Origin of the sequence: Mesorhizobium ciceri biovar biserrulae WSM1271 (genome assembly GCF_000185905.1) — a bacterium.
GTDB classification, from domain to species: domain Bacteria; phylum Pseudomonadota; class Alphaproteobacteria; order Rhizobiales; family Rhizobiaceae; genus Mesorhizobium; species Mesorhizobium ciceri.
On record NC_014923.1, the window covers coordinates 333587 to 346805 of the forward strand.

Sequence of the window (13219 nt, forward strand, 5' to 3'; positions counted from 1 at the left end):
ATTTTCCCGGAATTCAGGCTGGATGCTGGAGCTGGCTCAGCCCACCATCTACGACGAGCGTGGCCGCATTCATGAACGGGCACTCGTCGGAAATCATGAACACCGCAGCCAGCGCAATCTCGCGCGCCGTGGCGATGCGGCCGCCAGGATGTAGCGCCATGGTGTTGGCGCGTGCTGTGGCCAGATCGGCAAAGCTGTTCCAGTAGTCGATCGCCTTCTGGGTTTCGACATAGCCGGGCGCCAGCGCGTTCACGCGCACCCCTTGCGCCGCATATTCGAGCGCCAGCGATTTGGTCAGGCCGAGCAGCGCGTGCTTGGCGACCGGATAGGGAAAGGTGTGTGGGATGATGGTGAAGCTGTGCGTCGAGGCGATGTTGAGGATGGCGCCGCCGCCGCTCGCGATCATGCCCGGCAACACCGCCTTGCTGCAATTCCAGGCGCCCTTGACGTTGACGTCGAAGTTGCGGTTCCATTCCTCCTCGGTCGCCTCGAGCGGCGTCGAGAACACATTGACCCCGGCATTGTTGATCAGCGCGTTGATGGGGCCGATCTCGGCGGCCGCTTGGCTGACGACAGCGGCAATCGCGGCACCGTCGCTGATGTCGGCTGCCGCATGCCCGACATGGCCGCGCGGCACGGCGAGGCCCGCGACGGTCTTGTCCAGCAGTGCGCCGTCGCGGTCGACCAGGAACAGTCTTGCGCCTTCGGCAAGGCAGGCCTCGGCGATCGCCAGCCCGATGCCTTGCGCGGCGCCGGTCAGGAAGATGCGTTTGCCGGAAAGGCGCTCAGCCATGGTTGTCGCTCCAGTCGAAGACGGTCATTGCGAATCTTGCTCTGAGAACCTCGCCGGGGGAAAGTACCTTGATCCCCATTGGGTCGGCATCGAAATGCTTCAACGCATTTGGGGTATGGCTCATCGGCTCCAGGCAGAAGAAGCTTCGGTCCGTGTCCGGCGCAAAGAGCATGTAGCGGTCGAGCTCCGCGTCCGCCTCGATGTCGATCCCCAGACAATGCTCCGGCCAGATGATGCGCGCGATGCCGCTCCACCCTTCGAAGCCATTGTTCAGCCAACGGTCGGGCAAATGGCGCGGCGTTGAGAAATCGACATCGTCGGCAATGGCGCTCCTGGACGCTGGAAGGTGCCCGTCGCGCTCTGTCCACCAGGTTTCGGCCGGCGCAAACAAGGTCGTCCGCGGCGTGCGCGGAAAGAATGGATGGAAACCGAGGCCGAATGGCAGTGGAATGACGCCGGTATTTTCGACGGCAAGCCGGAGTTCCAGCCGCGCGCCGGCGAGCCGGAACGACTGTCGCGCATGGTAGACATAGGGCGAGTCGACGCGGCGCGGCTGATCGAAGGCCAAATCGAGGCGGTCGACGCGATGCTCCTCGACCTTCCAATTCGCCTGCCAGCCGTCACCGTGAATATAGAAAGGATCAGTCGTGTTGGGCGCCAGCGTGAAGTTTTGACCGCCGCAGGAAAACGCATTGCCCTCGACGCGATTGCCGATCGGCACCATCGGAAAGCAAGCGCAGTGCACAACGTCGAACTCGGCCTCGCCTTGGTAGGGACGCAGGAATGGCACCCCGTCGGCCGTATGGCCGTTGACGATTGCGCTGCCAGAGGGGCTGATCTCGACGCACAGCCGATTGCTTTCCAGTAGTATTCCAGCCGACATGCCCTGCCCCGACTCAACGCCGGCCCAAAGCCGACGAGCGCAGATTGTCGAGCAGCACGGCCAGGAGCAAAATAACGCCGCGCACGATGTACTGGTAAAAGGCCGGGATGTTGAGCAGGTTCATGGCGTTCTCGGCGATGCCCATGATCAGCACGCCGACGATGACGCCCGACATGGTGGCGCGGCCGCCGGCAAGCGAGACGCCGCCGAGCACGCAGGCCGAGATGACCGAGAGTTCCAGTCCGACCGCCGCGTTGGGTTGGCCCGAGGTGATGCGCGACGCCAGCAGGATGCCGGCGATGCCGCAGACGACGCCTTGCAGCGCAAAAATCCAGATGCGCGTCCGGTCGACATTGACGCCGGCAAGGCGCGAAGCCTCCGGATTGCCGCCGATGGCCAATGTGTTCTTGCCGAAGACGGTGCGGTTGAGGACGAAGCCGAAGATGCAAAACAGGATGGCGAGCACCCAGACCGGCGTCGGAATGCCGAGCAGTTTGGACAGCGCGAGCTGGTAGAAATCCGGGCTGTTGATGCCGACGGCGCGGCCGTCGGACGCAATCAGCGCAAACCCGCGCACGATCTGCATGGTGGCCAGCGTCGTGATCAGCGCGTTGATGCGGAATTTGGCGATGACGACGCCATTGATGAAGCCGACGAAGGCGCCGCTGGCAATTGCCGCCAAGAGGCCAAGCAGGATCGAGCCGGTGTAATTCGACGCCATCACAGCGACCATGCCGGCAAAGGCGACGATGGAGCCGACCGACAGGTCGAAGTCGCGTGCGGCAAGGCAGAACATCATGGTGCAGGCGACGATACCGACGGTGACCACCGACTGCAGCAGGCCGAGCATATTGCGGTCGGTGAGGAAATTCGGCACCAGAGCCGACACCAGCGCGAAGGCGACGACAAAGATGACGACGAGGCCCTGTTCGCCGAGCAGGATTTTTTTCAACTGGTCGGTCATGCCAAAAGTCCTCAAGATGCGATCGCGTCGGGGGTTTTCTGATCGGGGAGAGCGGCGGCCAGGATCGCCCTTTCGGCGAACTGGTCGCGGGTGAGCTCGGCGCTGACGCGGCCGCCGCACATCACCAGAATGCGATCGCAGATGCCCATCACCTCCGGCAGTTCGGACGAGACGACAACGATCGCCATGCCGTCCTGCGCAAGCTGGTAGAGCAGTTCATAGATTTCCGATTTGGCACCGACGTCGATGCCGCGCGTCGGCTCGTCGACAATGAGAACCCGCACCCCTTGTTCGGACAGCCAGCGGCCAAGAATGACCTTCTGCTGGTTGCCGCCGGAGAGATTGATGATGTCCTGCTTGCGCGACGGCGTGCGCACCTTGAGCTTCTTGATGAAGGTTTCGGCGGTGGCGATCTCGCTGGCGCGGTTCAACACGCCGAAGCGCGTGTGATGGCGCCGCGACGAGATGTTGATGTTCTCCTCGACCGAGCGGCCCTGGATGATGCCGTCATGCTTGCGGTCCTCCGAACACAGCACGATGCCGGCCCGGATCGTACCACGCGGATCGGTGGCAGGGACCAGCTTGCCATCGACGGTGATGGTGCCGCCCGAGCGCGGATCGGCGCCATAGACCAGACGCATCAGTTCCGAGCGCCCGGCGCCGATCAGGCCGAAGAAGCCGACGATCTCGCCTGCCCTCGCCTCGAAACTGGCCGGCGTCTCCAGTTTGGGGCCGCTGAGAGCGTCGACCTTCAGGCGGACATCGCCCGTTTTTCGTGCGCGAAAACCCCAGATATCCGAAATCTCGCGGCCGACCATTTCGGCGACGACCTGGTCGCGGGTGACGCCTTTCAGCGACGCATGGTGCGCCGCCAGCTTGCCGTCGCGCAGCACGGTCAGGCTGTCGCAGAGCCGGAACACTTCGTCGAGCCTGTGCGACACGTAGATGATGACCTTGCCCTCGCCGCGCAGGCGGTCGATCAGGGCAAACAGGATTTCGCTTTCGCGCGAGGACAGCGACGAGGTCGGTTCGTCCAGCGCGATAACGCGTGCGTCGAGCATGATCGCCTTGGCGATCTCGACCATCTGGCGTTCGCCGATGGACAGCGTCTTGACCTTGCGGCGCATGTCGATGTCGATGCCGGCCGATTTCAGCTTGGCGCCGACGTCGTCCAGCATCCGGCGGCCGGCGATGATGCCGGCGTTGGCAGGGAAACGACCGAGGCTGAGATTTTCGGCAACGGTGAGTTCAGGAACCAGCTGCAGTTCCTGATGAATGACGATGACGCCATTGTCGAAGGCATCCCGGGTCGAGGTATAGGCCTGAACCCTGCCGTCGATGCGGATCTCGCCCTGATCGGCATGCTGGTCGCCGGACAGTATCTTGATCAGGGTGGATTTGCCGGCGCCGTTCTCGCCCATCAGCCCATGCACGGCGCCTTTGTCGACGCCGAACGAGACGTCCGACAGCGCTTTGACGCCCGGATAGGTCTTGGTGATGTGCGAGAAGTCGAGAAAGGACACGGGCAGCGATCCTCTTATGGAATGGCAAACAGGCGGCGGGATGAGCCGCCGCCTGTTTGTACAGGGAGGATTATTCGATGCCGAGGCTCTGGCGGACCTTCTGGTAGTCGTCGCGCTTGGCGAGTGCACCGGAAGTCAGGATCAGCTTCTCCGGCTCCTTGTTGCTGGCAACCCAGTCATACATGTTGAGCGCCGTTTCGTAGCCATGACGCTTCGGCGAGATGATCACGGTGCCGACGAAGCCGGTGGCCGTCGGCTTCTTGAACTCGTTGATCGCCGAATCCGCGCCGCCAATGCCAACGCCGATCACGCTATCAGCGGGGATGCCGACGCTTTCGGAAGCACGCACCGCACCCAGCACCGCTTCGTCGTTGAGGCCGAAAGAAACCCACTTCTTGATCTCGGCATGGGCGTTGAGCACGACGGTCGCCGCATTGAGGGCAGCTTCCGTATCGGTCTTGGCCTGGGGGGCGTCAAAAATGTTCTCGGCCTTGAAGCCGTTTGCCTTGAGCACCGAGATGGCGCCTTCGACGCGGTCGACGGCGGTCGGCAGTTGGTCATAGGAGACGCGGATGGCGCCGACCTCGTCGGCCTTCCAGCCGCGCGCCTTCATCTCGTCGACGATCGCCTGGCCGACCGCCTCGCCGATCTTGGTTGCCGAGATGCCCATATGCGGCACGTCTTCCAGCGCCTTGCCGTCGGCGCCGACCAGGCGGTCATCGACAGTCATCAGCTTGAGATTGTTGGCGGCGGCCTTGGCAACGATGCCGGGGCCGAGCTTCACGTCGGGCGTGCAGACGATGAAACCCTGCGCGCCCTGGGCGCCGAGATTGTCGATGGCCGACATCAGCTTCTCACCGTCTTCGGCGCCGATCTTGACCAGGGTAAAGCCCTTTTCCTTGGCGGCCTGGTCAGCGAACTTCCATTCGTCCTGGAACCACGGCTCCTCGGGCTGTTTGACGATGAAGCCGATCTTGGTGTCCTGAGCATATGCAGCGATGGTCGTGACGGACAGCACGGCAAGCGCGCCCGCGACGAGCGCGGTCTTCAAAAGTCGCATGATTACCTCCCAGCGATAGACCGGGCGCTCAGCCCGGATGCCGGAGTCTCTAATCGCTTTTATCATACTCGTCAATTGATCTGGTATGATAATTAATGTACATGCTCTGACCAGCGATCGCTGGCGCAATTGATCCGCATCCGTTAAGGCCGGACCGGTTGTGCAAAACCAGCGGTTCGCCGCCTTGGAGGAGGGCTGAGGTGACCGGGACTTTGAAGAAACCGCAAGGCGACACAGCCACTCGCCGCCCGCGCGTCATGCCCGACGTGACCAAGGCGATTGCCTCGGACATCTTTTCCGGGCGCTATCCGGCCGGCTCCTCACTGCCGACCGAAAACGAGCTCGGCGTCGAATACAGCGTCAGCCGCACCGTCATCCGTGAGGCCCTGAAAGTGTTGGCGGCAAAAGGGCTGGTGCTGTCGCGGCCACGCGTCGGCACGATCGTCTGCAACGAGGACGACTGGAACATCATCGACCCGCAGGTGCTGGCCTGGCACGCGCCGCATGCACTGGACGACAAGCTCTTCGACGCCATTCTTGAGACTCGCCGGGCCATCGAGCCGCTGGTTGCCGAACTCGCCGCCACGCGCGCGACGCTGCAGGAGATCGCCGATCTCGAAGCCACCTGGCGCGGCATGGCCGGCGCCGGCGAGGATCTCGCCGCCTTCTCGCGCAGTGACATCGCTTTCCATCAGATCGTCTATGCTGCGAGCCACAACCCGATCTTTCGCCAGATCGGCAATCTCATCGACACCGGGCTGAAATTCTCGCTGGAGGCGACGGCGGTGATTTCGCTCGACCGGCGCATGGAGGCCGTGGCGGCGCACCGCGAGGTGGTCGAGGCGCTGCGTATGCGCAATGCCGATGCCGCGCGTGGGGCGGCAAACAAGATCCTCGACCTCGCGGCGCGCGACCTCGTCAGCGCCAAGAAACTCAAAAGCAATTGAGACTGCGCATGAAAATCATCTCGCTCACCACCTACATCGTTCCGCCGCGCTGGCTGTTCCTGAAGATCGAAACCGATGCCGGCGTCACCGGCTGGGGCGAGCCGGTGGTCGAAGGCCGGGCGCTGACCGTCGAGGCGGCGGTCAAGGAGCTTGGCGATTATCTCATCGGCAAGGATCCGCGCCTGATCGAGGACCACTGGACGGTGATGCACCGCGGCGGTTTCTACCGCGGCGGCCCGATCCTGATGAGCGCCATTGCCGGCATCGACCAGGCACTGTGGGACATCAAGGGCAAGGCGCTCGGCGTGCCCGTGCACGAACTGCTCGGCGGCAAGCTGCGCGACTCGATCAAGGTCTATTCCTGGATCGGCGGCGACCGCCCGGCGGAGGTCGCGGCCGGCGCCAGGGAAATGGTTGCGCGCGGTTTCCTGGCGCTCAAGATGAACGGTACCGAAGAACTGCAGATCGTCGACAACCATGACAAGATCGACGCCGCTGTCGAACGCGTCGCCATGGTGCGCGAGGCCGTCGGGCCCAACATCGGCATCGCTGTCGATTTTCATGGCCGCGTGCACCGGCCGATGGCGCGTGCGCTCGTCAAGGAACTCGAACCCTATAGGCTGATGTTCATCGAGGAGCCGGTGCTCAGCGAAAACCGCGAGGCGCTGAAGGAGATCGCCGCGCTTGGCTCGACACCGATCGCGCTCGGCGAGCGGCTCTATAGCCGCTGGGACTTCAAGTCCGTGTTCGAGGAAGGCGTCGTCGACATCATCCAGCCCGACCTGTCGCATGCCGGCGGCATCACAGAATGCCGCAAGATCGCGGCGATGGCGGAAGCCTATGATGTCGCGGTCGCGCCGCATTGCCCGCTCGGGCCGATCGCGCTTGCCGCGTGCCTGCAGCTCGACGCGGTCAGCTACAACTGCTTCATCCAGGAGCAGAGCCTCGGCATCCACTACAACGCCGCCAACGACCTGCTCGACTATGCCGCCAACAAGGATGTCTTCCGCTACGAGGATGGTTATGTCGCCATTCCCGACGGCCCGGGCCTGGGTGTCGAGATCGACGAGGATTATGTCAAGGAACGCGCCAGGGAAGGCCACCGCTGGCGCAACCCGATCTGGCGCCACAAGGACGGTTCCTTCGCCGAGTGGTGATCCGGGCTGGCTTTCAGACTCCAAGCACTCCAGGAATAATGAAGACTTTGTCCGGCGAGCAGTTGCTCTCGAGAAATGGCTCGTTCGTTCGGTTTGATCGAGGGGCTTTCAGCGGCGTTGCCGAATTGACCATCAAACGCAGATGACCGCAGTGCGGCACATTCATCGGCTGCGAATTGCAGAGGGACTGTTTGGTGGAGCCAATCGGGATCGAACCGACGACCTCTTGAATGCCATTCAAGCGCTCTCCCAACTGAGCTATGGCCCCACTTCCGGCAGTCAACCGGCGCCGTTTCCGGCGAAGAGATCCGGCGCGGGTTGGAGACCGCGCCGTTAGTGCAGGCGGCTTCTAACCCCGCCCTTCTCAGATATCAAGCCTTCGAGAGTCGCTTTTTCTTCACAGTCCTCGAAAGCCCGCAAACGCCCGCTTTCAAGGCCGATCAGACCTCGTCGTCGTCGTCGCCGACGCCGATCATGTCGGCAACGTCGTCATCTTCTTCCTCTTCGTCGGCGAGGAAGGTGTCATCTTCGTCGTCGCCGAGATCAACGTCGTCCTCGTCGTCGCCAAGATCCGGCAGGTCGTCGCCCTTGACGTCCTCATCTGCCTCTTCGAGCGAGACGACCTCAACGCCTTCTTCTTCCTCGGCGTCCACTTCCTTCTCGGCCACTTCCTCTTCCTCCTCGAGAGCGGCAATCTTGCCTTCCTCGAAATAGGAACGCGGATAGGTCTTGCCGGTGTAGGGCGAGACGATCGGGTCCTTGTTCAGGTCGTAGAATTTTCGGCCCGTCTCCGGGTCGATACGTTTTGTGCCAAGTTCGGTTTTTGCCACGGCAAGCCTCGTCAATAAAAGAGTGGTCCCCTTAACCACAGTTTGCAGCGCTGTCAAAGCGAAAAGCCGGCGTCACAAAACCATGCATTGAAAGGCCTCGCGTGAAGTGACGACCATGGGGATGACCATTTCGGCCCACCGTGGTACGAGACCGCCGCAACAAATGAAAAGCGCCGGCCCGCCGGCATTCCGTCCAGGGAAATTCCATGTCTCACGCCGCCGCCCCCAAGCCGGCCACCGCCCGCCAATCCCCTGCCCTTTCAGGCATCGCGCGCGTGCCGGGCGACAAGTCGATCTCGCACCGTTCCTTCATGTTCGGTGGCCTCGCCTCCGGCGAGACCCGCATCACCGGCCTGCTCGAAGGCGAGGACGTGATGCGCACGGGCGCGGCCATGAAGGCAATGGGCGCGCATATCGAGAAGAACGGCGACGAGTGGGTGATCCGCGGCACCGGCAACGGCGCGCTGCTGCAGCCGGAAGGCCCGCTCGATTTCGGCAATGCCGGCACCGGCTCGCGGCTGACCATGGGCCTTGTCGGCACCTATGACATGGAGACGACCTTCATCGGCGATGCCTCGCTGTCGGGCCGGCCCATGGGCCGTGTGCTGGAACCCTTGCGCCAGATGGGCGTGCAGGTGCTGAAGGCGACGCCGGGCGACCGCATGCCGATCACACTGCATGGACCCAAGCATGCCGCACCGATCACCTATCGCGTGCCGATGGCCTCGGCGCAGGTGAAGTCCGCAGTGCTGCTCGCCGGCCTCAACACGCCCGGCATCACCACGGTGATCGAGCCGGTGATGACACGCGACCACACCGAAAAGATGCTGAAGGGGTTTGGCGCCAATCTGTCGGTCGAAACCGACGAGCGTGGCGTGCGCCACATCTTCATCGAAGGCCAGGGCAAGCTGACCGGCCAGACCATCGCCGTGCCGGGCGACCCGTCCTCGGCCGGCTTCCCGCTGGTGGCCGCCCTGATCGTGCCGGGTTCGGACATCACGATCGAAAACGTACTGATGAACCCGACCCGCACCGGCCTGCTTTTGACGCTGCAGGAGATGGGCGGCAACATCGACATCCTCAACCCGCGCAATGCCGGCGGCGAGGATGTCGCCGACCTGCGGGTACGTTACTCCGAGCTCAAGGGCGTCATCGTGCCGCCCGAGCGGGCGCCGTCCATGATCGACGAGTATCCGGTGCTGGCGGTCGCTGCGAGCTTCGCCGAGGGCGAAACGCTGATGCAGGGGCTGGAGGAGCTGCGGGTGAAGGAATCCGACCGGCTGTCGGCCGTCGCCAACGGGCTGACGCTCAACGGCGTCGACTGCACCGAGGGCGAAGCTTCGCTTGCCGTGCGCGGCAAACCGGGCGGCAAGGGCCTTGGCGGCCATCCCAACGGCAAGGACACCACCGTGCAGACCCATCTCGACCACCGCATCGCCATGAGCTTTCTGGTCATGGGGCTGGCGACGGAAAAGCCGGTGACCATTGACGACGCCGCCATGATCGCGACCAGCTTTCCGGAGTTCATGGGGCTGATGACGGCGCTGGGCGCGGAGATCGGGTGACGGTCGTGGCAACCAATAGCCTTGGTACGTTGGCAGGCCAGCGCCCAACCCTTTCGGCGGTCTGCCAATGACACACGTCTTCACCATCGCCATCGACGGCCCCGCCGGCGCCGGCAAGGGCACCCTCGCCCGCCGGCTGGCCGACCACTACCGCCTCAACCTGCTCGACACCGGCCTCACCTACCGTGCCGTGGCCTATGCGCTCATCCAGCACGCGCTGCCGCTCGACAATGTCTCGGCGGCTGAAACCGCTGCCCGCCAGGTCGATCTGGCAAAGCTCGACCGGACGGTCTTGTCGGCGCATGCGGTCGGCGAGGCGGCCTCCAAGGTCGCGGTGTACCCGACCGTGCGGCGCATCCTCGTCGAAAAGCAGCGCGACTTCGCCAAGACGCCGCCGGGTGCGGTGCTCGACGGGCGCGACATCGGCACCGTGGTGTGCCCCGACGCCGACATCAAACTCTATGTGACGGCGAGCGCCGAGGTGCGGGCACAGCGCCGGCTGGCCGAGATCGAGAGCATCGGCGGGACCGCTGATTTTACCGAGATCCTCGCCGATATCATGCGCCGCGACGAGCGCGACATGGGTCGAGCGGACTCACCTTTGAAGCCGGCCGCCGACGCGCACTTGCTTGATACCAGCGAAATGGCTATAGAAGCCGCGTTTCTTGCAGCCATGGCGATCATCGATGACGTCTTGGCCAAGAGAGACTAGGCCTGATCCGGGTTTTTCCCTCGTCTTTCCGTTGTCGGAGGCGAAGAAAATACCCATATCGGGCACGAACCAGCCTGCCAGCATTCTTCATGCGCCGGAATTGCCGCTTAAAGAGCGGCCCAGGGCTTTTGTAGCCCGGAACGCCGGCAGGCCAACGCAACGCTAACCCACGGCGCCCGTCCCGCTTGAGATGCGGGGCACTCCAGGAGAAACAATGTCAGCTGCAAATCCCACTCGCGATGATTTCGCGAGCCTGCTCGAAGAATCATTCACCACCGGTCACTCCGGCGAAGGCCAGGTCGTCAAGGGCACGATCACGGCGATCGAAAAGGACATGGCCATCATCGACGTCGGCCTCAAGGTCGAAGGCCGCGTGCCGCTGAAGGAATTCGGCGTCAAGGGCAAGGACACTACCCTCAAGGTTGGTGACACCGTCGAAGTCTATGTCGAGCGCATTGAAAACGCGCTTGGCGAAGCAATGCTTTCCCGTGAGAAGGCCCGTCGCGAAGAGAGCTGGGTCCGCCTCGAAGAGAAGTTCACCAAGGGTGAGCGCGTCGAAGGCGTTATCTTCAACCAGGTCAAGGGCGGCTTCACGGTCGACCTCGACGGCGCCGTGGCCTTCCTGCCGCGCAGCCAGGTCGATATCCGCCCGATCCGCGACGTCTCCCCGCTGATGCACAACCCGCAGCCCTTCGAGATCCTCAAGATGGATCGCCGCCGCGGCAACATCGTGGTGTCTCGCCGTACCGTGCTCGAAGAGAGCCGCGCCGAACAGCGTTCGGAAATCGTGCAGAACCTCGAAGAAGGCCAGGTTGTCGAAGGCGTCGTCAAGAACATCACCGATTACGGTGCGTTCGTCGACCTCGGCGGCATCGACGGCCTGCTGCATGTCACCGACATGGCATGGCGCCGCGTCAACCATCCGACCGAAATCCTCAACATCGGTCAGACGGTCAAGGTGCAGATCATCCGCATCAACCAGGAAACCCACCGTATCTCGCTCGGCATGAAGCAGCTCGAGAGCGATCCGTGGTCCGAGATCGGCACCAAGTTCCCGATCGGCAAGAAGATCAAGGGTACCGTCACCAACATCACCGACTACGGCGCGTTCGTCGAGCTGGAGCCGGGCATCGAGGGTCTCATCCACGTTTCGGAAATGTCGTGGACGAAGAAGAACGTGCATCCCGGCAAGATCCTGTCGACGACCCAGGAAGTCGACGTGGTGGTGCTCGAGGTCGATCCGGCCAAGCGCCGCATCTCGCTCGGCCTCAAGCAGACGCTCGAGAATCCGTGGCAGGCTTTCGCCTCGAGCCATCCGGTCGGCAGCCAGGTCGAGGGCGAGGTCAAGAACAAGACCGAGTTCGGCCTGTTCATCGGCCTCGAAGGCGACGTGGACGGCATGGTGCACCTTTCCGACCTCGACTGGACCCGTCCGGGCGAGCAGGTCATCGAAGAGTACAATCGCGGCGACATGGTCAAGGCGCAGGTGCTCGACGTCGACATCGACAAGGAGCGCATCTCGCTCGGCATCAAGCAGCTGGCCAAGGATACGGTCGGCGAAGCGGCGACTTCAGGCGAACTGCGCAAGAACGCGGTCGTCACCTGCGAAGTCATCGGCGTCAAGGATGGCGGTCTGGAAGTGCGGCTGGTCGACAGCGGCATCGAAACCTTCATCAAGCGCTCCGACCTGAGCCGTGACCGCGACGAACAGCGCCCCGAGCGCTTCACCGTCGGCCAGAAGGTCGATGCCCGCGTCATCGCCTTCGACAAGAAGACCCGCAAGCTGCAGGTCTCGATCAAGGCGCTGGAAATCGCCGAAGAGAAGGAAGCGGTCGCTCAGTACGGCTCGACCGACTCCGGCGCTTCGCTGGGCGACATCCTGGGTGCCGCGCTGAAGAAGCAGGGCAGCTAAGTCTTCGCACCGCGAAGCCTTCGCACAGGCTCCAAAACAAAACCCCGCCGGAGCGATCCGGCGGGGTTTTTCTTTGACCTAGGTAAAGGTTGGACAGTTACGCCCTGCCGTAAAGCGGCACCAGCGTGCCGCTCATCGCCTGATTGGCCGGCGAGGCGAGATAGGCGATGGCCTCGGCGGCGGCTTCGAGGCTGACCCATCTTGTGACATCGGCATCCGGCATATCGGTGCGGTTTGCCGGCGTATCTAGCGTCGACGGCGCCACGGCATTGACCAGGATGCCCTTGTGCTTCAGCTCTTCGGCCATCGCCACCGTCATGGCTGCCACCGCCGCCTTGCTGGCGGCGTAAGCGACCATGCCAGCGCCGCGCCGCGGATCGAGCCCGGCGCGCGCGGTGACGTTGACGATGCGGCCCGCCGTGTCCGACGACAGCATCGAGCGGATCGCGGCGCGGCAGCACAGGAAGGCGGTGCGCGCATTGGTGTCCATCATCTCGGCAAAGGACGCCGACTCGATCTTTTCAACAGGCGCCGAGGTGAAGCCGCCAGCCAGATGGATCGAGCCCCAAAGGCCCGGAACCTGGCTATAGAACGCTTCGACCTTCGCGGGGTCCGAGAGATCGACGTTGTGCACCAGCTGGACACGGTCATGCGAGGTAAAGGGGAAATGCGTAGGGGCGGCGGCATGAGCATTGGGCACATGGCAGATCGCGCCGTCGCTCAGCAGTTTGCCGACAACCGCACCGCCGAGCGCACCGGTCCCACCAGTCACGACGATATGCTTGCCTTCAAGTGTTTCCGTCATCTTGGACGCTCCTGTCATTTTTTTATCGTTAGGTCGTTTCTGTGCCGCCGACGCGAAGCGTCGCGCCT

General features: G+C 63.3%; 12 protein-coding genes and 1 tRNA gene. 5 read left to right on the forward strand and 8 right to left on the reverse strand.

From position 1 onward, the window contains the following. Positions 1 to 13 precede the first annotated feature (13 nt). The 5 genes from MESCI_RS01505 to MESCI_RS01525 all read right to left on the reverse strand — a co-directional run bounded on the left by MESCI_RS01505 (position 14) and on the right by MESCI_RS01525 (position 5223). Positions 14 to 793 (reverse strand): SDR family oxidoreductase, encoded by a 780-nt coding sequence (locus tag MESCI_RS01505; RefSeq protein WP_013528173.1) that lies wholly within the window; start codon positions 791 to 793, stop codon positions 14 to 16. Next, on the reverse strand, positions 786 to 1676 hold the full coding sequence (locus MESCI_RS01510; RefSeq protein ID WP_013528174.1) for an aldose 1-epimerase: 891 nt from the start codon (positions 1674 to 1676) through the stop codon (positions 786 to 788). The genes MESCI_RS01505 and MESCI_RS01510 overlap by 8 nt, the downstream gene beginning before the upstream one ends. Positions 1677 to 1689: 13 nt before the next feature. Continuing rightward, positions 1690 to 2640, reverse strand: a complete 951-nt coding sequence (gene araH / locus MESCI_RS01515; RefSeq protein WP_013528175.1) for an L-arabinose ABC transporter permease AraH — start codon at positions 2638 to 2640, stop codon at positions 1690 to 1692. Positions 2641 to 2651: 11 nt separating this feature from the next. Continuing rightward, positions 2652 to 4163, reverse strand: coding sequence for an L-arabinose ABC transporter ATP-binding protein AraG (araG, locus tag MESCI_RS01520; RefSeq protein ID WP_013528176.1), 1512 nt, complete (start codon positions 4161 to 4163; stop codon positions 2652 to 2654). Positions 4164 to 4233: 70 nt separating this feature from the next. Then, on the reverse strand, positions 4234 to 5223 hold the full coding sequence (locus MESCI_RS01525; protein WP_013528177.1) for an arabinose ABC transporter substrate-binding protein: 990 nt from the start codon (positions 5221 to 5223) through the stop codon (positions 4234 to 4236). Between the two features lie 257 nt (positions 5224 to 5480). Here MESCI_RS01525 and MESCI_RS01530 point away from each other — a divergent pair, with 257 nt between their 5' ends. Together MESCI_RS01530 and dgoD are read left to right on the forward strand one after the other, a co-directional pair. Further along, positions 5481 to 6170, forward strand: coding sequence for a FadR/GntR family transcriptional regulator (locus MESCI_RS01530; protein WP_050596413.1), 690 nt, complete (start codon positions 5481 to 5483; stop codon positions 6168 to 6170). 8 nt (positions 6171 to 6178) lie between these two features. Continuing rightward, positions 6179 to 7327, forward strand: coding sequence for a galactonate dehydratase (dgoD, locus tag MESCI_RS01535; RefSeq protein ID WP_013528179.1), 1149 nt, complete (start codon positions 6179 to 6181; stop codon positions 7325 to 7327). 192 nt (positions 7328 to 7519) lie between these two features. Here dgoD and MESCI_RS01545 read toward each other — a convergent pair. Then, positions 7520 to 7595, reverse strand: a tRNA-Ala gene (locus MESCI_RS01545). Positions 7596 to 7767: 172 nt separating this feature from the next. Continuing rightward, entirely contained in the window at positions 7768 to 8157 is a 390-nt protein-coding gene (locus tag MESCI_RS01550; RefSeq protein ID WP_013528180.1) for a TIGR02300 family protein, read from the reverse strand. Positions 8158 to 8363: 206 nt separating this feature from the next. Here MESCI_RS01550 and aroA point away from each other — a divergent pair, with 206 nt between their 5' ends. The 3 genes from aroA to rpsA all read left to right on the forward strand — a co-directional run bounded on the left by aroA (position 8364) and on the right by rpsA (position 12346). Then, the gene (aroA, locus tag MESCI_RS01555) at positions 8364 to 9722 is read left to right on the forward strand and encodes a 3-phosphoshikimate 1-carboxyvinyltransferase (protein WP_013528181.1); all 1359 of its coding nucleotides are present in this window, start codon (positions 8364 to 8366) and stop codon (positions 9720 to 9722) included. A gap of 67 nt (positions 9723 to 9789) precedes the next feature. Further along, the gene (gene cmk / locus MESCI_RS01560; RefSeq protein ID WP_013528182.1) at positions 9790 to 10434 is read left to right on the forward strand and encodes a (d)CMP kinase; all 645 of its coding nucleotides are present in this window, start codon (positions 9790 to 9792) and stop codon (positions 10432 to 10434) included. A gap of 214 nt (positions 10435 to 10648) precedes the next feature. Continuing rightward, entirely contained in the window at positions 10649 to 12346 is a 1698-nt protein-coding gene (gene rpsA / locus MESCI_RS01565) for a 30S ribosomal protein S1 (protein WP_013528183.1), read from the forward strand. Between the two features lie 97 nt (positions 12347 to 12443). On the opposite strand, the gene MESCI_RS01570 is transcribed toward rpsA, so the two are convergent. Continuing rightward, the gene (locus MESCI_RS01570) at positions 12444 to 13151 is read right to left on the reverse strand and encodes an SDR family NAD(P)-dependent oxidoreductase (RefSeq protein ID WP_013528184.1); all 708 of its coding nucleotides are present in this window, start codon (positions 13149 to 13151) and stop codon (positions 12444 to 12446) included. Between the last annotated feature and the right edge of the window lie 68 nt (positions 13152 to 13219).

Coding starts and splice junctions, on each gene's coding strand:
- cmk (WP_013528182.1), top strand. CDS start 9,790: ATGACACACGTCTTCACCATCGCCATCGACGGCCCCGCCGGCGCCGGC.
- MESCI_RS01530 (WP_050596413.1), top strand. CDS start 5,481: ATGCCCGACGTGACCAAGGCGATTGCCTCGGACATCTTTTCCGGGCGC.
- MESCI_RS01525 (WP_013528177.1), bottom strand. CDS start 5,223: ATGCGACTTTTGAAGACCGCGCTCGTCGCGGGCGCGCTTGCCGTGCTG.
- aroA (WP_013528181.1), top strand. CDS start 8,364: ATGTCTCACGCCGCCGCCCCCAAGCCGGCCACCGCCCGCCAATCCCCT.
- araH (WP_013528175.1), bottom strand. CDS start 2,640: ATGACCGACCAGTTGAAAAAAATCCTGCTCGGCGAACAGGGCCTCGTC.
- MESCI_RS01505 (WP_013528173.1), bottom strand. CDS start 793: ATGGCTGAGCGCCTTTCCGGCAAACGCATCTTCCTGACCGGCGCCGCG.
- MESCI_RS01570 (WP_013528184.1), bottom strand. CDS start 13,151: ATGACGGAAACACTTGAAGGCAAGCATATCGTCGTGACTGGTGGGACC.
- rpsA (WP_013528183.1), top strand. CDS start 10,649: ATGTCAGCTGCAAATCCCACTCGCGATGATTTCGCGAGCCTGCTCGAA.
- MESCI_RS01510 (WP_013528174.1), bottom strand. CDS start 1,676: ATGTCGGCTGGAATACTACTGGAAAGCAATCGGCTGTGCGTCGAGATC.
- dgoD (WP_013528179.1), top strand. CDS start 6,179: ATGAAAATCATCTCGCTCACCACCTACATCGTTCCGCCGCGCTGGCTG.